This is a genomic window from Rhodococcus sp. MurmanLake-1, assembly GCF_056945715.1.
The window spans coordinates 54566-74678 of sequence record NZ_JBWZNF010000011.1; the positions used below are offsets into that span (position 1 = coordinate 54566).

A 20113-nucleotide genomic window follows, 5' to 3' on the forward strand; every position below is an offset into this window, starting at 1 on the left:
GTTACCGAAGAGTACGGAGAATTGTGCAGCGTTGACGGACTGCGTGTCGAGCGTTCGGATCTTGCTGATATTAAGGCGTTTTGGGTGAAAGTGCCGGATCATGGTACGTGACCTCGTCAGGTTTCGGTGCGCATTCTCCTGAACTCCAGGTGAACTCGAAACTCTCTCAGCGCATTATCAGTAACTACTGCATTATCAGTAACCGCTAGAGGCGTAGCGACTTGCGCGTCTCGTCGTGGAGAACGGCAAGCAGTTCACGCTCGACGTCGGCGAACTCGGGCGCGGTGATCATGTCCAGCTCGCGTGGTCTCGGCAAGGGAACGTCGACTACGCACCTGACCGTTGCCGGACGCGCAGACAGAACGACCACGCGGTCGGACAGATAGATCGCTTCACGAATATCGTGGGTGATCATCAGCACGGTCCACCGGTACTGCTGCCACACGTCTTGCAGCCAAGCCTGCATCTCGGTGCGGGTCAACGAGTCCAGTGCGCCGAACGGCTCGTCGAGCAGCAGGACAGGTTTGCCCTGAACAACGGTGCGCAGCATCGCCGCTCGCTGGCGCATACCGCCCGACAGCTGTGACGGCCGGGCGTCCTCGAATCCGGACAGGCCGAACGCGGGGAACAACTCACGAGCACGCTCGCGTGCTTCCTTCTTGCCGACTCCCTGCACTTCCAAACCGAGGGCCGTGTTGTCCAGTACCGAGCGCCAAGGGAACAGAAGATCCTTCTGCGGCATGTACGCGGTGTGCACCTCGGCGGCTGCTTCGGATTCAGTTGCGCGCGTGCCTACACGGACCGAACCCGAGGTCGGGGATTCGAGCCCGGCCAGGACGTTGAAGATCGTGCTCTTGCCGCAGCCGCTCGGCCCGATCACCGACACGAATTCGCCCGCGGCGGCGCGGAAGGACACCGAATCGAGTACGAGACGCGATTCTCCGGCAGTGTCGAACCTCTTGGTCAGGTCCTGAATTTCGACCATTGCATCCTCGACCATCGGGTCAGTCATGTCCGCGACCTTTCGTTCATCGCCCATGGTGCAACGATGCGCTCGATGGCGAACGTCAGCAAGTACAGCGTGACGCTGATCAACGCGGTCACCAGTACGGCCGCCAACACCAGATCGGTGCGGAAGGAGTTCTTCTGGGTGCTCATGTAAATGCCCAAACCGGAAGTAGCGCCGACGTATTCGGAGAACACCGCACCCACGACCGCGTAGGTGATGCCGATGCGCAGGGCGGTGAAGAATCGCGGAATCGCCGAAGGAAGGCGAACGTATCGGAACTCCTGCCAGCGAGTGCTGCCCATACTGCGCAGCAGAGCGCCCGCTTCACGGTCGGCCGCGGCGAATCCCTCGATGAGTCCGATGGTCATGGGGAAGAACGTCGCAAGTGCGATCACCAACACCTTCGGCAGCAACCCGAAGCCGAACCAGATGATCATCAGCGGCGCGATGGCGATGATCGGCAGCGTCTGCGAGACGACAAAAAGTGGTACCAGCGCGCGTGACAACCACGGCGAAAAGTCCACGACCACAGCAAGAATCCAGGCCAACACCAATGAAACAGTGAAGCCGACCAACGTGACCTGCAATGTCGACCAGGCGTGGCCGGAGATGATCTCGCGGTTGTCCCACCCCTGGGACAGAACGCGACCAGGAGACGGAAGTACCTGCGGCCGAATCCCACTGATCTCGACGTAGATCTGCCACGCCGCTACGAGGAGCACCACCACGGCGAGCGCGGGAAGCGCCCGCCGCATGGCCGAGACCAGCCGTCCGCTCACGTCAGGACGCGTCGAGATACTCATTGGTGAAGTACTCCGACCAGTCCGGCTTCTGGGTCAGCGGCTTCCCGTCGGGTCCGGCGAGCAATCCGTTGTCGAAGAGGAATCCCGAATAACCCGACCAGGTTTCGAGATTCTGCGTACCGACGACGCCGTTGGCGTCTTTCATGTAGTCGGCGGCAAGCATCCGCTGACTGTCACGGACGAGGTCTTCGTCGGTGAAAGCTCCGGGGTTCGCGTCGATGAGATCCTGCGCGGCCTGGTCCGGGTTGTCGGCAGCAGTCTGATATCCGCGTTGAACGGCTTTGACGAACTTGCGTGCCTCGTCGGGATGGTCCTTCAACCACTGCTGGTTGCCGTTGATCACGATCGAATACGCATCGGGGAAGCCGTAATCGGTGTACTGGAAGTACCGCATCGGAGTTCCGTTTCGCTCCGCTTCGAGGCCTTCCCACGCAAAGTAGGAGACCGTGAAATCTGCCTGCCCCGAGTACACGGCTTCGTACGCGGACGTTCCGAGCGTGACCGTCGTGAAGTTCCCGGTCCCGCCGTCGTTGCGGATGATCTGCTGCAGCGTTTCGACTTCGCCGGGATCGCCGAACCCGGCGTACGTCTTCCCGTCGAGATCACGTGGGCGCGTGATGTCCGCACGATCCGCCTTCACGCCGATGCCGGTGGCGCGGTGCTGAAGTGGCGCGATGACGGACGTCGTGGCGGCGCCGGCCGCTCGGGCGAACGTGGCCTGACTCTGTGTGCTGATGCCGAACTCCGCGTTGCCGGCGTCGACCAGGGTGTCGGGAGAGGTGTTGTTGTACGGCAGGATCGAGACGTCCAGACCGGCGTCCTCGAAGTAGCCCTCTTGGAGTGCAACGTACAAACCGGTGTGGTTCGTGTTCGGGGTCCAGTCGAGTGCGAACCGAATGGTCCCGTCGGAAGAGCCGGTGTCAGCGGCGCATCCGGTCAGAACTGTGAATGCGGCTGCGATCGCGGCAGACGTGGCAAGTGTGCGGCGCAGCGCCGCAAACGACATCACGACGCCGGCCAGGGCTGCTGGTGGAGTGCGGAATCCCAGAACATCAACTCGTAGCGACTGGCGATGCGGAATGCTTCACTCATCGCCTCACGCTCTGTCTCGGTGGCTGCTTCGGCCGCAGCATCGACCAGTACGCGGGCCTGCGCCACCGACTCGTGGAACTCGGGTGCGTCGTACGTCGTGACCCACTGCGCGTACGGATGCGACGGATCGGCGTCGAGTACCTCGCGCGCTGAAGCGGCAAGATCGCGGCCGACCTCGGCGTAGATCCAGAAGCAGGGGAGTACTGCCGCTGCGGAGACCGGGTAAGGCGCAGTTGCCGCAGTCGCCGTCAGATACGAGACGTATCCCAGGCAGGCCTGCGAATGCTCGAGCCTTCCCGATCCCGCTGGAAGAATTCCACCGGTGAGAAGTCCGTCGTGAAGCGCAGATTCCACTGTCGCTGCCGTGGACGCGGAATTCGACCAGAAGCCCGCGGACTGCGGATCCGGGGCGTGGGCCGCGACCAGGGACAACGCTTTCGAATACCCCTCGAGATAAAGCTTGTCCTGCTCGATGTACGTGCGGAACGCGTCGAGAGGCAAGGTTCCGTCGCCGAGGCGTTTGAGGAACTCCAGTGAGTCGATCGACTCGCGGAGGACCTTCGTCTCGGCCCAGAGCCGATCGGTGAACCGATCCGTCGACGGCGCTGTGGCCACCGAGTTTTCGGCAGAATTGTATGCAGGCTGCGTAGTAGCCATGACATCCCTTCGTCAGCATTACCTGATCAGGTTCCCGGGTGTGTTCTCAGCCCCGCCCATGCGGAGCACCCCGTGTCAGAACTAGGCGACCTTAACACCGAGCCTCTGCTTCGTCGGCGCCTACCTGGCAGTTGTGTAGTCGGCGCACATCGGCCTTATGTTGGTACGTTTGGTCTTGTTTGCCACACGCGCGGGTCGGGAGGGGATTCAGACATGGAGACCGACGTTCGACCGAATCTTGGCGAGGACGGAAAACTCGTGATCCGTGCCCGCGGCGGAGACGCCCGCGGGTATCCGGATGGCGGAATCTTCGCGTGGAAGGGCATGCCTTACGCAGCAGCGCCGGTGGGTGCGCGGAGATTCCGCGCGCCGCAACCCGCTGAGTCGTGGGACGGGGTGCGCGACTGTCGTGAGTTCGGGCCGATCGCGCCGCAGGGCCAGAGCCCGGCGGTTCCGATCGATCGGGCCTTCAAAATCGACGAGGACTGCTTGTCGATCAACGTGTGGGCCCCGCGCCCCGACGGCACGCCGCGACCGGTGATGGTGTGGATTCACGGCGGCGCCTACTGCCTCGGGTCCGCCGCCCAAACGATCTACGACGGCCGTCATCTGGCTGAAACCGGTGACGTCGTTCTCGTCTCCTTCAACTATCGCGTCGGTGCCCTCGGATTCCTGGACCTGTCTGGATTCTCCACCGCGGATACCGTTTTCGAATCGAACTGTGGTCTGCGAGACCAGATTGCGGCACTCGGATGGGTTCGAGACAACATCGACGCCTTCGGGGGTGACCCGAGTGCGGTGACGGTGTTCGGTGAGTCCTCCGGCGCAGGATCCATCACGACGCTCATGACCTGTCCGAGCGCCGAAGGTCTGTTCCATCGTGCGATTGCCCAGAGTCCTCCCGCGACCTCCGTCTACGGGGCCGAGCGCGCCAAGACTGTGGCGGAGCGGTTTCTCGAACTGCTCTCGATCGACCCTGAAGACGCAGGCGATCTGCTGACCACGGATCTGGAACTGCTTGTCAAGGCAAGCGATGACCTGGTCAACGAAATTCCGACCCGGATTCCGGGAACTTTGGCGATGGCACCCGTTGTCGATCGTGATCTGGTGCCGCACTACCCGGTTGCGGCTTTCCAGAAGGGTTACGCGCACCGAATCCCACTGATCATCGGTTCCAACAAGGACGAGGCGTCGATCTTCAAGTTCATGAAGTCTCCGCTGATGCCGGTGAGCGCGCAGTCGGTCGAGGCCATGCTGCAACTGCTGGCGGATGATCACCCCGACATCTCCGCGACCAAACTTGCCGAGATCATGTCGGCTTACCCTGATCACGCGAAACCGAGTGGCGCGCTGGCTCTCTCACGGGACGCAGCGTTTCGCATGCCGACTCTGTGGATTGCCGACGCCCACTGCAGGCATTCCCCTACGTGGGTGTACCGCTTCGATCACGCGACGCCGATGCTCAAGGCCGCACGGATCGGCGCGGGCCATGCGACCGAATTACCCTATGTATTCGGCAATTTCGGAACCCTGAACGTCGACCCCACGTTCTGGCTGGGTGGACGGAAGGCCGCGATGGAGGTAGCCGGCCGTATTCAACGGCGATGGCTGGCCTTCGCGCGGCATGCCGTGCCGGCAGCTCTCGACGGTTCGAAGCACTGGGCGCCGTACGAGGAAGAGAAGCGGTCGACGCTGTTGATCGACTCGGCCGACACCCTCGTCAGCGACCCCGATCACGGACTGCGCGTCGCCTGGGGCAACGACGTGATGGGGTTCAACTGACGTCGGTCGAGTGTCGCGGACGATCCAGTTCGCGAAGCACCGGCAGGGAGGCACAGACTGCGGCGATCAGGATGATCGGAATCGACAGGGCCACAAAGGTCGACGCGATTCCGAGTTGATCGAGCAGAGGGCCGACCGCGAGGTAACCCAGCGGGCCGGCGGCGTAGGCAGTCGACGTCATGACACCGACGACGCGTCCGCGCATGTGCTCCGGGCTGTGCGTCTGCATGGCGTAGTTGGCGATCGGGCCGACTGGTCCGTAGACGAGCCCCTGCAGTCCGGCGAGCACGAGGATCACCCACAGCGGAGGTAGAAGCGCCATGGCAAGCATCGCTATGCCGAGAACGGCAACGGCAAAAATCATGATCAGTCGCCGGGACATGATCGGTGCCAGCGGAGCGTAGGCGAGAGAGCCGATGATGCCGCCGATCGCCAATGCCATCAGCACCGATCCGAGTTGCGCCGGTTGATCCAACTCTGTGAAGTACACCGGGAACACGACACTCTCCACCGGCATGTAGAGCGCGACGACGGCCATGTCGATCAGCGCCAGAGTGCGCAGCAGTTTGTTGTTCCAGACGAACCGAAGACCGTCGAGTGTGCCGTGCCAGATCGATTTCGGACGATGTTCGTGTTCGGGGACTCCGGCGCCAGGAAGGCGGATGAAGGCAACCACGACGATCGAGAACACAAAACCAGCCGCCGTCACCCAGAGCGTGTTCACCGCCCCGATCGTTGCGATCAGGACACCGCCGATGCCAGGGCCGATCAGATATGCGACGTTGAAATTGGCCTCATACACGCTGTTGGTGCGATCGAGCTTCCACTTGGCTGTCCGAGTTGCTGCAGGCAGCATGGACTCCCTCGCCGCCATTCCGGCGGGGTCGAACACCGCACCGAGCGCGGCCAACGCCGCGATCACCGGGATCGTCAAGCCCGCGGTGGCCGCGATGATCGGGATCGCCGCTACGGACATCGCCGAAAGAGCGTCGGAAATCATCGACGTTCGACGGCGTCCGAATTTGTCGACGAATGTGCCCGAGAACAGGCTCGACACGAGTAGCGGAATGGCTGCTGCGCCGGCAACTATCGCCGCGTCGGTAGCCCTGCCGGTTCGTTCGAGAACAAGCCAGGGGAGTACGACGATGGCGATACCGTTGCCGATCGCCGAGAACAGCGTCGCGAGATTGACGAGGACGAGAGGGAGATAGCTGGCGGTAACTACGTCCTCGGATGCAGGTGGGCGCCGATCTGCTGAGGCGACCACGTTCTTTCCTTCCCCGAGATGGTGCCGACCAGGATTTCGAGAGTTTCGACGACGGCACCATCGACGCTAGCAGCGGGGGTTGCAGGTCCGCGAGTGATTTTTCGTGGACCGTCCTCGTTCGGTTATGCCTGGTAAACGGGGTTCTCTGCAACAAACTTCTCGACGTACGAGCACGTCGGAAGGATCTTCAATCCCTCGTTCCGGGTCTGATCGAGCGCTTCCCGCACCACGATGGCGGCAAGCCCGCGCCCGCGAAACTGTGGGTACGTCACCGTGTGGTGGAAATCACGGACACCGGAATGGTCCGAGTACTCGGCAAAACCGGCCAGTTCGCCGTCGACACGGATCTCGAAGCGCGTTTCCGCGGAGTTGTGCGCCACTGTCTCGGTCATCTTCGGGCTCCGTTTCGAAAGGGCGGCCGGTTGCGGCGCGCCGCGTCTGCGTTCTGTGGAGCCACGCTACCTGGCAGGCGGTCCGCAATATCGCTTGCCGGCGTGAGTTCCGTTACTTAGCGCAACTACAACTGGACGACCGTTCAAGGGACCTTGGTCGTGTCGGATCAGGAAGAAAACTGGTCTGTACGTGCCGATTTGCCCGTACTTTTGTGCCCACATTGGGTGATACATATGCATTGCGAACGTAAACATCCCAATATGTGGGACTCGTCACAAAGTTTTTTGTCATCTGTTCGGATGGATTAAGTGGAGGGCCTGAAACGGGCAAATTGCAGGTCAGCGGGGCGCGGATTGTGTGTCGGCGAAGGGTGCGAGCGCCCGGAAACCCCAGGGGTATTGCCTTGGTCATCAGATCGTTTCTCGGACGTGATCCCAAAGACCCGCTTGGGGGGTTAGCGTTTGAATCGTCGGGGATAGAAGAAGCGTTACAACTTCGCCAAAAAAACTTTGGTGCGGCTTCGCAACGGTTCGATTTCGAGTCTTCGTCGGACAACTTCGAGGAAGGAACGCACATGATTTTCGGGCAGCGTGAGTCGAACAGTTACTTTGCCGCAATTTTTTCGTACGACTTCCTTGACGAAGGTCTGGGATACGAGACCATCGCACGGATCCACCGGGGCGAGATCTGCGAGTGGATTCGCGATCTCGAGGCGTCCGGGTTGTTCTCGGCTGCTGAGGTCCATGCCGCCGAACTGGCATGGCGCGAAAATCCGCGCCTGCTCCTCGACGCCCTTCTCGAGGACGCCGACGAGGTCTCGGTCAAGCGCTGGGAGATTGCGTGGACGAGGCTGGAGCGTCAGTCGCCGGCAGCCGGAACCGCGGTGGCAGAGCACGGCTGATCCAGTCGGGCCGAGTCGACTCCCCAGTCTGCGTCAAGATCAACCGTCTGCGTCAGATCAGCGGTCGACGACTATCACCTCTTGATCAGTAAGCACGGTGAATTGCGCGCCAGCAGTGGTCAGCGCTGCGACCGTCCGCGCGGTCACCTGCGGATCTTCGAGTAACGAATCGCCGCCGTGCGGCACTATCGCGAAGTCGACCAGCGCGAGCCCGGACCAGATCGGGTCGATACCGCACGTAGGCGTGACTTCAGCGGGGTCGTCCGACGCGTCGAGCCCGATCAGAGTCGGAGTCACCAGACACGCTCCCGCGCTGTATCCCGCATAGGCCACGAGGCCCGAACGAACCAGCATCTCTATGACCCGATCTGCGCCGCTTCGGGCTAGCTGAGCTCGCAGGACAAACGTGTTTCCGCCGCGAACCCACAGACAGTCGAATTCGCGAAGTCGGACTTCGAGTGCTTCCGTTGCACCCAGGAAGTCTCGGACGTCAACTTCCTCTGCCGTGAAGCCCGCGGCCCGTAGTGGAGTCAATTCGCTTGTCACTGCCGAACTGCGGGCATTGACGGGCCACGAATCTGCAGCCGCGGCGATCACCGCTATGCGCGCGCCGCGGCCTACGAGATCGACAAAAGCCTCGCGGTGGTCGCCGAAACGGTAGGACGAGAGAAACAGTTTCACTTCTCAGTACCTTCGCGACCTACCCACCCAGCTCTCAAATCGTGAACGCCAGATTGTCGACGACGCGTGCGCCCACCGTGGTGTCACCGCGAAGCGAGATGTCGGTTCGATGATCGGACGCGTGGACGCGGCCACCGGCAATCCGGGTGAAGAGCGGTGAGCTCATCGAGATGGTCGTGGTCGCCGGACCGTCGAGCTCCGGGACGAGCGTTGCACGCGCATCGACCGAGATGTGAAGTGAACGGGCAAGTGGCCCTTCGAGTTCGAAAGTGATCCGTGCTCCCTCGGGTGCCTTTCCTCGTTTCCCGACGACAAATCCGAGCGCGCTGGTGATTTCGCCGAATGCAGTCTCCGCGCGCAATCCGCCTTCCTCGCCCGGAATGCCGACTGCATCTCTGATGTCGAGTTCGTGCATCCAACAGTCGAAGGTCCGAATGCGCATGAACCGGCCATAGGGCGCAAGACCGACCGGTGTTTGTGTCTCGGCGTCCCAGTCTGCGCCCGTCATCGAGCGAAGAGCGTCGGCTCGCGTGGCGGTGATGTCGCGATAGTGGGCCAACAAGTCCGCGTGCGGCGTCCGCCTCAGGCCTTCGACCCAGCGCTCGTTGAACGCCGCAATCTCGTTGTGGACGTGAGGCAATGCGTGCACGTCCAGGTCGATCGACGGCGGATTGATGCCCGCGAGCAGTGATTCCGTACCGATCAGGTGGGACACGATGTCATGAACCGTCCACCCCGGAAGGTTGGACGGTGCCAACCACTGGTCACCGTCGAGTTCGGCAAGCAGTGCGTCGATGACTTTCCATTCCTCGGTCAACGCGTCGACTACTGCGTCCTGGGGCCAACCACTCATGCGGACATCTCCTGTTTCGGACGGTGCGGTTCTCCTCACTGTATGTCGCGCCGGATAAGTGAGCGGGCATTCCCATGCTTCGAGTCGGTGTCGCCAAACGTCCGAGGGAGGCAGAGTTCCTGTGGTAGACCAGGATTGTCGACGCCGAAGCAGGCTCACGCGGCGTTGTCGTCACCGACAGAGGAGTCTTCGTGTTTCCAGGAAATTTTGTCCAGTCCACGCCGGACAAGCCCGCCGTCATTCGCCCGGCGACGGGTGAGTCCATCACCTATCGGGAACTCGACGAACGGTCGACGCAGTTGGCGCGATACTTCCGAAGTGTCGGTGCCAAGCCTGGGGACCACGTCGCTCTCATCTCGAACAACGATCTCCGGGCGTTCGAGGTGTACTGGGCAGCATTGAGATCAGGTCTCTACATCACTGCGGTGAACTGGCATCTCACGGCTGCGGAGACCGCCTACATCGTCGACGACTGCGAGGCGACAATTCTGGTGGCGTCGGGTCAGGCGTCGACAGCAGTTCCGTTGGACGAGAAGCTGATTCCGCGCGTGCGTCACCGATTGGTGTACGGCGGCGCCCTCGAGGGTTTCGACGACTACGAGGATGCGGTCGATGCTCAGTCCGCCGATCCACTCGACTCGCAGCCACGTGGGGCTGACATGTTGTACTCGTCCGGAACCACCGGCAGGCCGAAGGGGATCAAGGGAGACCTTCCGGAGGGCGAGGTGGACACCACCATGGATCCGTACACCGCGGTGTTCGCGCCGATGTACGGGTTCGATTCCGACACAGTCTATTTGTGCCCGGCTCCGGTCTATCACGCGGCGCCCCTGCGCTTTTGTGGCGTGATCAATTCGGTCGGCGGAACCGTGATCTTGATGGATGCATTCGAAGCCGAAACCGCGCTGGAGTTGATCGGTAAATACGCTGTAACGCACAGTCAGTGGGTACCGACGATGTTCGTTCGAATGTTGAAACTTCCGAAGGAGACCCGCGATCGTTACGACGTTTCGACGGTGAAGGTCGCCATTCATGCTGCTGCTCCTTGTCCGCCTGAAGTGAAGGCGGCAATGATCGACTGGTGGGGGCCGGTGATCCACGAGTACTACGCCTCGACCGAGGGTTCGGGCGCCACCTTCATCAACAGCGAGCAGGCCTTGGCGCATCCGGGTTCCGTCGGTCGTGACGGAGTGATGGGGATCGTGCACATCTGTGACGACGCCGGGCGTGATCTTCCGGTCGGCGAGATCGGTACCGTGTTCTGGGAGCGGGAGACTCTGCCATTCCGGTACCACAACGACCCTGAGAAAACGGCTGCCGCGCAGCATCCGGATCATCCGACGTGGACGACGAGTGGAGATATCGGCTATATCGACTCCGAGCGTTTCCTTTATCTGACCGATCGTGCGGCATTCACGATTATCTCTGGTGGCGTCAATATCTATCCGCAGGAGTCCGAGAACATCCTTACCTTGCATCCGAAAGTGTTCGACGTGGCGGTCATCGGTGTTCCCGATGAAGAAATGGGCGAACAGGTCAAGGCGGTTGTCCAACTGGTGGAGGGAGTCGAGCCGAGTGCCCATGTCGCCGAGGAATTGCTGGAATACGTTCGCAGCCAGGTTGCACATTTCAAAGCTCCGAGAAGCATCGACTTTGCCGACGAATTGCCTAGGACCGCGACAGGAAAGCTCGTAAAGCACAAGTTGCGGTCTCAATATGTGAGCAGTTGATCCTCCGGTGAAATGCTAGGACATCAGAGTAATTCTGCGAGATAGTCGGCAAGGACCTGCGCGTGGCTGTATCGCAGGTCCTTGCTTGCTGTCAGTAGAACAACGGGTCGAGAATCCGATGCCGGTGCGATGCGTACTGCAGGTTTTCGCGTTTGACGCCGCGCGGGCAGAGTCGGTCGACGAGGAGACGGACGGCGTTACATTCGGAAGCTGGTTCGTAAACTCGCTCGACGGTGATTATTCGGCGCGTCATTCTCATGCCTTTTCGTCTTTCGGCCGTTTCAAATAGTGGAATAGCCCGCCATTCGAGTGTGATCGGCCTCACAGTAGGCTTCTTGGGGTATGTCCAAACATACTGTTCGGACTCGATTCAGATGGAGAAAGTGCGTCGTCGGTTTCCCTACGCCGCGGTAACTCTGGCTACTATCAGTCACCATTCACCCAAAAGCGGGTCATCTTCCGCTCATCACATGCTGGTTGCCGCTCGTCGCAGCAGGCGAACCACCAACCGCAGAAGGTAATGGAAAATGGAAACATCGAAGAGCGCACAAGTGCGTCCGACGGTCGGCGTCCCTCGAGAATCGAGTGATGGTGAGCGTCGGGTCGCATTGGTGCCGAAAATTGTGTCCGCTTTGATCGGCAAGGGCGTCGACGTGGTCGTCGAGTCCGGGGCCGGTCTCGGGGCGTTGATTCCCGACGAGTTGTACACCGCCGCCGGCGCGAAGATCGGCGATCCGTGGACTGCTGACGTCGTGGTCAAGGTTGCGCCCCCGTCGACAGAAGAGATCGCCCGGATCAGTACCGGCGCGAAGCTCATCGGTTTCCTGAATCCGCGTAACGCGGACAACCGCATCGCCGAGTTGAAGGCCGCCGGCATCGAGGGATACGCCGTGGAGGCGATTCCTCGTATCTCCCGCGCGCAGGTGATGGACGCGTTGTCCTCGCAGGCGAACGTGTCGGGGTACAAGGCTGTTCTGTTGGCAGCATCGGAGTCGACGCGGTTCTTCCCGATGCTCACCACCGCTGCAGGCACGGTGAAGCCTGCGACCGTTCTGGTGCTCGGAGTGGGTGTGGCAGGTCTGCAGGCGCTGGCGACAGCCAAGCGCCTTGGTGGCCGCGCTACCGGGTACGACGTGCGTCCTGAGGTCGCCGACCAGGTGCGTTCGGTGGGTGCACAGTGGCTCGACCTCGGAATCGATGCGGCGGGCGAGGGTGGATACGCCCGCGAGTTGACCGACGACGAGCGAGCGAAGCAGCAGCAGGCACTCGAAGATGCGATCAAGGGCTTCGACGTTGTGATCACCACTGCTCTGGTTCCGGGTCGTCCGGCGCCGCGCCTGGTCACCGCTGCCGCGGTCGAAGGCATGAAGCCGGGCAGTGTCGTGGTCGACCTCGCGGGTGAAACCGGCGGTAACTGCGAGCTGACCGAGCCGGGTCAAACCGTCGTCAAACACGGCGTGACCATTTGCTCTCCGCTGAATTTGCCGGCGTCCATGCCTGAGCATGCGTCCGAGTTGTACTCGAAGAACATTTCCGCGCTGATCGAACTGATGCTCGTCGAAGGTGCATTGGCGCCTGATTTCTCCGACGAGGTTCTGGCCGGTGCGTGCGTCACCCGTGAAGAGAAGGGCGCCTGATGTACACATCACTTCTGGCGAACATCGCGATCCTGGTGTTGTCCGGGTTCGTCGGTTTCGCTGTGATCTCCAAAGTTCCGAACACCCTGCACACCCCGTTGATGTCCGGCACGAACGCCATCCACGGCATCGTCGTCCTGGGTGCGTTGGTCGTCCTGGGCAAGGTGCACGATCCCTCGATCGGGTTGCAGATCATCTTGTTCGTCGCGCTCGTCTTCGGAACCGTGAACGTTGTCGGTGGTTTTGTGGTCACGGACCGCATGTTGGCGATGTTCAAGGCCAAGCCGGCCGCCAAGTCTGTGTCGAAGGATGGTGACCAGTAATGGAATACCTGGTCAATGCGCTCTACATTGTCGCGTTCTCGATGTTCATCTACGGCCTCATGGGCCTTACCGGCCCGAAGACCGCAGTCCGCGGCAACCAGATCGCCGCGGTCGGCATGCTCATCGCCGTCGTTGCAACTCTGATCTCCATTCGTGATGCGGAGATGGGGAACTGGATCCTCATCGCTGCCGGCCTTGTCATCGGTGTCGTGCTCGGCGTCCCGCCGGCGCTGCGCACGAAGATGACGGCCATGCCGCAGTTGGTGGCACTGTTCAACGGTGTCGGCGGCGGCACGGTCGCGTTGATCGCGTACGCGGAATTCCTGGACTCGGACGGGTTCACCGCTTTCCAGCACGGCGAGTCGCCGACGGTGCACATCGTCATCGCTTCGCTCTTTGCTGCGGTGATCGGATCGATCTCCTTCTGGGGCAGCGTGATCGCGTTCCTGAAGCTGCAGGAAACTCTGCCTGGTCGTCCGATCGGAATCGGTAAGCTCCAGCAGCCGCTCAATGCTCTGCTGCTCATTGCCGCCGTCGCATTCTCGGTAATCATCGGTATCAAGGCGATCTCACCGGAAGGCCCAACCAGCTCACTGTGGATCGTCGGCGTGCTCGTACTCTCGGGCATCCTCGGACTGATGGTCGTGCTGCCCATCGGCGGCGCGGACATGCCCGTCGTCATCTCGCTGCTCAACGCTCTGACCGGTTTGTCAGCTGCTGCTGCAGGTTTGGCGCTCAACAACCAGGCGATGATCGTCGCCGGCATGATCGTGGGTGCTTCGGGCACCATCTTGACCAACCTCATGGCCAAGGCCATGAACCGGTCCATCCCGGCCATCGTGGCCGGCGGCTTCGGTGGCGGCGGCGAAGCGCCGTCCTCCGACGGCGTCGTGCGCACGGCAAAGGCGACCTCGGCCGCCGACGCGGCTATCCAGATGGCCTACGCCAACCAGGTCATCGTCGTACCCGGATACGGACTTGCCGTCGCGCAGGCTCAGCACGCGGTCAAGGACATGGCGAAATTGCTCGAGTCGAAGGGCGTCGAGGTCAAGTACGCCATTCACCCGGTCGCCGGCCGTATGCCCGGTCACATGAACGTTCTTCTCGCAGAGGCGGATGTCTCGTACGACGCGATGAAGGAAATGGACGACATCAACGACGAGTTCTCTCGTACCGATGTCACCTTGGTGATCGGCGCGAACGACGTCACCAACCCGGCGGCGCGCAACGATCCGAGCTCACCGATTCACGGAATGCCGATCCTCAACGTCGACCAGTCGAAGTCGGTCATCGTGCTCAAGCGTTCGATGAACTCCGGTTTCGCCGGTATCGAGAACCCGCTCTTCTTCGCCGAGGGCACCTCGATGCTCTTCGGTGATGCCAAGAAGTCGGTCTCCGAAGTAACCGAGGAGCTCAAGGCGCTGTAGCGCTCGAGCTCGGAAGGGCGTCCACTCGTAACCACGGGTGGGCGCCTTTTTCGTGTCCCTGTGTCGAAACGGCTTCTTGTGCTGAAACGACAAAGGCGCCTGGTCCGAGACGAAACTCGGAACAGGCGCCTCTGGCGACGTTTTACGGGACCTCGGGGGTTTCGGGGTCGGAAGAGAAGCCGGAAAGTAGTTCGATCAACTTCTGGATCAGTTCGAGCGGGTTCAGATCTTCGAGGCTCACGGTAAAGACTCCTTCGCTGTGGAACTACTTGATTCGGACATTTCAGAACATACGTCATGCCCCGCCGTCGCGGGAGGGCTTAACGGCGAGAATCTCTGAATCACAAAGATTTAGGACTAAAGTCGGATGCTCCGGTGCCTTGAGAACGCGATTGCTGCCGTATCCGGGCGTAGCGCTTCACGTTTCGCGGCGATGGGCGATCGTGCCATCAAAATGGCTGCAGCACAGGCCCATACCAGAGCGATCAGAACGCCAGCTATCACTCCGAAAAGGCCGCTCATCTCGGCGGCCAGTGCGCTGGCACCGATCGCAGCAACCCCCACGAATCCGAGACCGGCGACTACCGGACGCCACTGCGGGGCAGAGATCAAGATCGCCGAGCAGTACAGCGCGGTCGCCGCTGCCACATGACCGCTGGGCAACAGGTCCTGGGGCACATCGGGGAGCCAGGAACCGAATGCCGCATTGGTGAGATTGGCGCCCATTCCGAGGAGCAGGATCGCGCCGATGCCGTATGGCAGTCCGCGGACCATCGAGACGACGGCCAGAGCAGTAGTGGCTGCGAGTACAGCGGTGACGTCGAATCGGCCTACCGTCCACTCGGCAAGTGCGCGCACCTGTTCGGGGACGCTCACCCCGGGCGAGGTGGGTCGCACGAAATACAAGACGCCCAGCGCTACGACGGCGATCGCAGCAAGGACGAGGAAGCGAGTGGTTGTGGAGGGAGCGGGGTGCTGGGTGGAGGTCGAGACGGTCACGAGTACCAGCATCCCTGTTGAGTCTGTGCCGATCGTGAGGATCAGCTGTGAGGTCTGTAGGCGGTCGGAGAATCGCGCCGAACGACACCCGCACAAGCCGCTGCGACCAGGACGCATGCAAACGGGATCAACATTGCTGTGGTGAGAGGCACAAGCGTGGTGACCCAGCCGATGGTTGCCGGACCGGCGAGGAATCCGATGTATCCCATGCCGACGACGCGAGACATGTTGGTGCCGGCCGAACCTGAGCCCAGATTTCCCGCCGTTGTGAAGATCTGCGGAATGCATCCCGACAGGCCGGCGCCGAACAGCGCCCAACCGAGCAACGTCAGTGGTAGCCAGCCCGACACCACGACGGTCAGCATTCCGATGGACGAGAGCAACGCACCGTAGCGAACCACTGCCACCGGGCCGACTGCCGCGCTGATCCGATCCGCGGTGAATCGGCCGACGGTCATCATGGCGGAGAATGCACCGAACGACAGTGCAGCAACGGCATTCGAGACACCCAGATCTTCCTTGACCTGCAGTGCGCTCCAGTCGTTTGCCACTCCCTCGGCCAGCATCAGAACAAAGGCGAGGGTTCCGAGGGCAAGTACGCGAGCCGAGAATCTGCCGTGTGTCTTTCCGGTAGTCGACGCGGTTTCGGCATGCACGTCGACGTGAGGGAGCAGGGGTCGCGAGCACAACCAGACCGCGAGCAAGCCGATTGCCGACGCGATGCTGAGCGTGACGTACGGCGGAAGATCCAGTGCGAGAGTGCCGAATCCGATGACGGACCCTAATACGCCGCCGACCGAGAACATGCCGTGAAAGGCCGCCATGATCGGGCGCCGGTACAACTGTTCGGCCTCGACAGCCTGTGAGTTCATCGACACGTCCAACGCGCCGTTCGCGAAGCCGAATACAACAAGTGCGGCGCCCAGTTGCCAGGTGTTCGTGGCAAATCCCGGGCCGAGAGTGGCGAATGCCAGCCCGCTACCCGCCAGGATGACCATGCGCCTGCTGCCGTATCGATCGGCGAGCGGACCGCTCAATTGCATACCGGCAATGGCTCCGACAGCAAGTAGGAGAAGCAGTGAGCCGAGCGTCGAGTGACTGATTCCCACACGGTGTTCGATGGACGGAATGTGGACGACCCACATCGCGAGCAGAAATCCGTTGATGCCGAAGATGCCGAAGATGCCGGCCCGGGCGCGTACCAGGGCGGAGGTGGGGACTACTCGGTCGGTGGGGTTGACGCTCACTCGTTCCTTTTTACAGGTGAGACAGCAACAGGTCCGGGTCCGCGAGCATCTGTGCGACAAATGAGAGGAATCTCGCGGCCTGCTCACCATCGAGTATCCGGTGGTCGAACGTCAACGTCAGTGTCGCGACGCTCCGCGCTTCGATCTTGCGCTCGATTACCCAGGGACGCTCGCTCACTGTGCCCAGGCAAAGGATGACGGCTTCTCCCGGATTGAGGAGCGGAATGCCCCCGTCGACGCCGAAGACTCCGACATTGGTGATCGTGACGGTGCCACCGGTCAGGGGATGGACATCGGTCACTCCCGCGCGGGCAGCGACGGTCAGTTCGGTCACCGCGCGTGCAAGTTGGACCAGGCTCAGCGTCTCGGCGCTTTTGATGTTGGGCACGGACAGTCCACGTTCGGAGGCGACGGCAATGCCGAGATTCACGTGATCGTCGATGACGGCGTCGCCGCGGGCCTCGTCCCAATGCGCATTCACCATCGGGTGCGACGAGATCGCCGTAACCAAGGCCTTGGCCGCGAGAGTCAGCGGAGTGAGAGAAAGCCCGGTGAATGCGTCCGAGGGACGGAGCCTGCCGAGTAGTTCCATCGAAGGCGTGACATCGGCGGTGAGGAAGACGCTGGCCTGAGGGGCACGGGTACTGGCGACCATCGCCGACGCCATCTGTTTCCGCATGCCGGACGAGGCCGGCTGTTTCTGCATACCGGATTCGGCCGGCCGCGGAGCTTCATTCGACGCGGCCTTCAAACGAAGCGCGTCTGCGACGTCCGCTGCCGTGACGGCACCGTCGAATCCACTTCCGGTGATTTCGCTCAGATCGATGCCGGCTTCGCGGGCCGCGCGCCGCGCCGAGGGTGTTGCGGGCCGACGCTCGGTACTCGCCGCGGTTTGCGAGTGTGGCGTAACCCTGTTCCGTCGTCGGCTCGGTCTCTCGGCCGCGGGTCCGTATCCGACCAGCACGCTCGGAGACTGTGAATCACTTGGAGACGGTGAATCTGCAGGCTCCTCGATTCGGATGATCGGAGTGCCGACCGGGACGGTAGAGCCAGGTTCGACGAGGAGTTCTCTGACAACGCCGACGTAGGGCGACGGCAGTTCGACAAGAGCTTTGGCTGTCTCTACCTGGGCGAGAACTTGATTGAGTTCCACCGTGTCGCCGATGCCGACCGTCCATTCGACCAGATCGGCGGACGTCAGGCCCTCGCCGAGATCCGGCAACCGGAATTCGTGCCCGGTACTCATGCTGCCAGCGTCCGGTCGAGTGCTGCGAGGATCCGGTCGGCGTCCGGAAGGTGAAATCGCTCGAGCTTGGCGGGCGGGTAGGGGATGTCGAATCCGGTGACCCGCAGGATCGGTGACTCGAGCTGATAGAAGCAGTGTTCCGCGACGTGTGCTGCGATTTCGGCGCCGACTCCGAGAAACTTCGGCGCCTCGTGGACGACGACCAGCCGGCCTGTCTTTTTCACCGACGCCTCGATCGTGTCGAAGTCGATGGGGGAGAGTGAACGCAGATCCACGACCTCCAGATCGTGGCCTTCTTCTTCGGCGATCCGCGCGGCGTCGAGCGCGGTGGCGACCATGGATCCGTACGCAACTACTGTCGCGTCGTCTCCAGGGCGAGCGACGCGGGCACGGTGGAGCGGAAGCTCGGGCGCGGCATCGGTATTCACGTCGGCGGTATCCCAGTAGCGCCGTTTGGGTTCGAGGAATATCACCGGGTCGTCGGCCGCAATGGATTGGCGGATCATGTGAAAACCGTCGATCGGATTGCTCGGGTACACCACCCGCAGTCCCGCCGTGTGAGCGAAGTACGCTTCCGGCGACTCCGAATGATGTTCCACCGCACCGATTCCGCCGCCACTGGGAATGCGAATCGTCAGTGGCGCAGAGGCAGCGCCTCGGGTGCGGTAGTGGATCTTGGCCACCTGCGAGACGATCTGATCGAAGGCCGGGTAGACAAACCCGTCGAACTGAATTTCGCAGACAGGCCGATATCCGCGCAAGGCAAGACCGAAAGCTGTTCCCACGATCCCTGATTCGGCGAGGGGCATGTCGATCACCCGAGTATCGCCGAAGTCCTTCTGCAGGGCGTCGGTAACCCGGAATACACCGCCGAGACGGCCCACGTCCTCTCCCATGATGACAACGCGACGATCGTCTTCGAGTGCGCGTCGAAGGCCGGTGTTGAGCGCGGTCACCAGATTCATGGCGGTCATGACGAAGCCCCTTCCATGCTGCGGAGATACGCGCGATGCTCTTCGCGTTCAACGTCGATCAGTGGGTGTGCCTCGGCGTAGACGTGATCGAAGAGCGCTGACGGGCGTGGATCGGCGAGCGCGATGGTTGCGCGTCGCAGTCCAGCTGCGACGTCGTCGGCCGCCGCCGCGATGGTGCTGAGTTCGTTTTCTCCGAGAAGATCGCGACGGCCGAGGAACAGACGCATTCGCTCGAGCGGATCGCGGCTTCTCCACTCCGACATGTCGGTATCGGCGCGGTACCTGCTCGGATCGTCGGACGTCGTGTGCGGGCCCATTCGGCAGGTGATCGCCTCGATGAACGTCGGGCCGCTGCCTTCGCGTGCGCGATTGAGCGCCGAGCGCGTGACTGCGAGAACGGCGAGGACGTCGTTGCCGTCGACGCGGATCGCGGGGATGCCGTAACCGATCGCCCGATGTGAGATGGGCGTGCGTGACTGGAGGGATACCGGTTCACTGATGGCCCACTGGTTGTTCTGGCAGAAGAAGACAACGCCGACACGGAAACTGGCGGCAAATCCCATCGCCTCGGCGATGTCGCCCTGACTTGTGGCGCCGTCGCCGAAGTACGCGATCGTTGCGATCTCGGCGCCGTCCAGGTGTGCGCCGAGTGCGTATCCGGTGGCGTGCAGCCCTTGGGAGCCGACGACGATCGCCGGATTGGTGACGTTGAATTGTTCTGGAACCCAACCGGAATGGGAGATTCCTCGCCACATGGTGGTCAGCAATTCGGGGGGAACTCCCCGGCAGTACGCGACGGCATGTTCGCGATAGCTGGTGAACGCGAAGTCGTCTGGGGCGAGCGCTCTCGCGGAACCGACCTGGGCGGCTTCTTGGCCCAGCATCGGAGCCCACAAACCTATTTCGCCTTGACGCTGCAGGGCAACAGCTTCGGTGTCGATTCGGCGACACACGACGAGATCGCGATACAACGACAGCAGTTCGTCAGGCCCGATGTCTGTTATCAGACGGTCGAATTCGGGACGGCACACTCGTGCGCCGTTCGGTTGGATGAGTTGGACCGGATAATCGAGGTTGTCGATCATCTTCGCT

At 61.8% G+C, this 20113-nt stretch carries 20 protein-coding genes and 1 riboswitch; of the genes, 6 read left to right on the forward strand and 14 right to left on the reverse strand.

Features of this window, described 5'->3' with window-relative positions; genetic code table 11:
• Window positions 1–205: 205 nt before the first annotated feature.
• The 4 genes from AC2ETI_RS25450 to AC2ETI_RS25465 form a co-directional block, all read right to left on the reverse strand.
• Complete coding sequence (locus tag AC2ETI_RS25450) at window positions 206–1000, reverse strand: ABC transporter ATP-binding protein (RefSeq protein ID WP_483634615.1); 795 nt, start codon at window positions 998–1000, stop codon at window positions 206–208.
• An 8-nt stretch (window positions 1001–1008) separates the two neighbouring features.
• On the reverse strand, window positions 1009–1812 hold the full coding sequence (locus AC2ETI_RS25455) for an ABC transporter permease (RefSeq protein ID WP_041815060.1): 804 nt from the start codon (window positions 1810–1812) through the stop codon (window positions 1009–1011).
• Window positions 1790–2818, reverse strand: coding sequence for an ABC transporter substrate-binding protein (locus AC2ETI_RS25460; RefSeq protein WP_020908360.1), 1029 nt, complete (start codon window positions 2816–2818; stop codon window positions 1790–1792). The genes AC2ETI_RS25455 and AC2ETI_RS25460 overlap by 23 nt, the downstream gene beginning before the upstream one ends.
• Window positions 2818–3561 (reverse strand): TenA family protein, encoded by a 744-nt coding sequence (locus AC2ETI_RS25465; protein WP_020970100.1) that lies wholly within the window; start codon window positions 3559–3561, stop codon window positions 2818–2820. Before AC2ETI_RS25465 ends, AC2ETI_RS25460 begins: the two co-directional genes overlap by 1 nt.
• A riboswitch (TPP riboswitch) is annotated at window positions 3549–3644 on the reverse strand. Its footprint overlaps the gene before it by 13 nt.
• A 130-nt stretch (window positions 3645–3774) precedes the next feature.
• Between AC2ETI_RS25465 and AC2ETI_RS25470 the strand changes: the two genes are divergently transcribed.
• The gene (locus AC2ETI_RS25470; RefSeq protein WP_483634578.1) at window positions 3775–5343 is read left to right on the forward strand and encodes a carboxylesterase/lipase family protein; all 1569 of its coding nucleotides are present in this window, start codon (window positions 3775–3777) and stop codon (window positions 5341–5343) included.
• On the opposite strand, the gene AC2ETI_RS25475 is transcribed toward AC2ETI_RS25470, so the two are convergent.
• Together AC2ETI_RS25475 and AC2ETI_RS25480 are read right to left on the reverse strand one after the other, a co-directional pair.
• The gene (locus AC2ETI_RS25475; protein WP_483634579.1) at window positions 5336–6610 is read right to left on the reverse strand and encodes an MFS transporter; all 1275 of its coding nucleotides are present in this window, start codon (window positions 6608–6610) and stop codon (window positions 5336–5338) included. The two genes, AC2ETI_RS25470 and AC2ETI_RS25475, sit on opposite strands and share 8 nt — an antisense overlap.
• Window positions 6611–6732: 122 nt before the next feature.
• On the reverse strand, window positions 6733–7002 hold the full coding sequence (locus AC2ETI_RS25480; protein WP_020908356.1) for a GNAT family N-acetyltransferase: 270 nt from the start codon (window positions 7000–7002) through the stop codon (window positions 6733–6735).
• A gap of 575 nt (window positions 7003–7577) precedes the next feature.
• On the opposite strand from AC2ETI_RS25480, the gene AC2ETI_RS25485 reads away from it, so the two are divergent.
• Complete coding sequence (locus tag AC2ETI_RS25485; protein WP_003941297.1) at window positions 7578–7904, forward strand: hypothetical protein; 327 nt, start codon at window positions 7578–7580, stop codon at window positions 7902–7904.
• Between the two features lie 57 nt (window positions 7905–7961).
• Here AC2ETI_RS25485 and AC2ETI_RS25490 read toward each other — a convergent pair whose 3' ends face one another.
• Together AC2ETI_RS25490 and AC2ETI_RS25495 are read right to left on the reverse strand one after the other, a co-directional pair.
• Window positions 7962–8585: a Type 1 glutamine amidotransferase-like domain-containing protein gene (locus AC2ETI_RS25490; RefSeq protein WP_021334158.1), complete on the reverse strand. Its 624-nt coding sequence runs from the start codon at window positions 8583–8585 to the stop codon at window positions 7962–7964.
• A gap of 34 nt (window positions 8586–8619) precedes the next feature.
• The gene (locus AC2ETI_RS25495; RefSeq protein WP_042952341.1) at window positions 8620–9438 is read right to left on the reverse strand and encodes a maleylpyruvate isomerase family mycothiol-dependent enzyme; all 819 of its coding nucleotides are present in this window, start codon (window positions 9436–9438) and stop codon (window positions 8620–8622) included.
• Between the two features lie 191 nt (window positions 9439–9629).
• On the opposite strand from AC2ETI_RS25495, the gene AC2ETI_RS25500 reads away from it, so the two are divergent.
• Window positions 9630–11168 carry an AMP-binding protein gene (locus AC2ETI_RS25500; protein WP_070385712.1) on the forward strand — a complete coding sequence of 513 codons (1539 nt, stop codon included), beginning with the start codon at window positions 9630–9632 and terminating at the stop codon, window positions 11166–11168.
• 91 nt (window positions 11169–11259) lie between these two features.
• Here the strand turns inward: AC2ETI_RS25500 and AC2ETI_RS25505 are convergent, their stop codons facing one another.
• Window positions 11260–11421 carry a DUF488 family protein, N3 subclade gene (locus AC2ETI_RS25505; RefSeq protein ID WP_317833118.1) on the reverse strand — a complete coding sequence of 54 codons (162 nt, stop codon included), beginning with the start codon at window positions 11419–11421 and terminating at the stop codon, window positions 11260–11262.
• A gap of 274 nt (window positions 11422–11695) precedes the next feature.
• Between AC2ETI_RS25505 and AC2ETI_RS25510 the strand changes: the two genes are divergently transcribed.
• From AC2ETI_RS25510 to AC2ETI_RS25520, 3 genes are read left to right on the forward strand one after another with little or no spacing between them, the layout of a single operon-like run.
• Entirely contained in the window at window positions 11696–12805 is a 1110-nt protein-coding gene (locus AC2ETI_RS25510) for a Re/Si-specific NAD(P)(+) transhydrogenase subunit alpha (protein WP_047889211.1), read from the forward strand.
• Window positions 12805–13128: an NAD(P) transhydrogenase subunit alpha part 2 gene (locus tag AC2ETI_RS25515; RefSeq protein ID WP_003941319.1), complete on the forward strand. Its 324-nt coding sequence runs from the start codon at window positions 12805–12807 to the stop codon at window positions 13126–13128. Before AC2ETI_RS25510 ends, AC2ETI_RS25515 begins: the two co-directional genes overlap by 1 nt.
• Entirely contained in the window at window positions 13128–14555 is a 1428-nt protein-coding gene (locus tag AC2ETI_RS25520) for an NAD(P)(+) transhydrogenase (Re/Si-specific) subunit beta (RefSeq protein WP_020970092.1), read from the forward strand. The genes AC2ETI_RS25515 and AC2ETI_RS25520 overlap by 1 nt, the downstream gene beginning before the upstream one ends.
• Before the next feature lie 357 nt (window positions 14556–14912).
• Here AC2ETI_RS25520 and AC2ETI_RS25525 read toward each other — a convergent pair whose 3' ends face one another.
• Genes AC2ETI_RS25525 through pdhA form a run of 5 tightly spaced genes read right to left on the reverse strand, consistent with a single transcriptional unit; the run spans window position 14913 to window position 20106 of the window.
• A complete protein-coding gene (locus AC2ETI_RS25525; RefSeq protein WP_020970091.1) occupies window positions 14913–15566 on the reverse strand; it encodes a hypothetical protein in 654 nt (217 codons plus the stop codon).
• 29 nt (window positions 15567–15595) lie between these two features.
• A complete protein-coding gene (locus AC2ETI_RS25530) occupies window positions 15596–16801 on the reverse strand; it encodes an MFS transporter (RefSeq protein ID WP_019749231.1) in 1206 nt (401 codons plus the stop codon).
• A 10-nt stretch (window positions 16802–16811) separates the two neighbouring features.
• Window positions 16812–18047, reverse strand: coding sequence for a dihydrolipoamide acetyltransferase family protein (locus tag AC2ETI_RS25535; RefSeq protein ID WP_483634580.1), 1236 nt, complete (start codon window positions 18045–18047; stop codon window positions 16812–16814).
• A complete protein-coding gene (locus AC2ETI_RS25540) occupies window positions 18044–19021 on the reverse strand; it encodes an alpha-ketoacid dehydrogenase subunit beta (RefSeq protein WP_483634581.1) in 978 nt (325 codons plus the stop codon). Before AC2ETI_RS25540 ends, AC2ETI_RS25535 begins: the two co-directional genes overlap by 4 nt.
• Window positions 19018–20106 carry a pyruvate dehydrogenase (acetyl-transferring) E1 component subunit alpha gene (pdhA, locus tag AC2ETI_RS25545; RefSeq protein WP_205906440.1) on the reverse strand — a complete coding sequence of 363 codons (1089 nt, stop codon included), beginning with the start codon at window positions 20104–20106 and terminating at the stop codon, window positions 19018–19020. Before pdhA ends, AC2ETI_RS25540 begins: the two co-directional genes overlap by 4 nt.
• Window positions 20107–20113 lie beyond the last annotated feature (7 nt).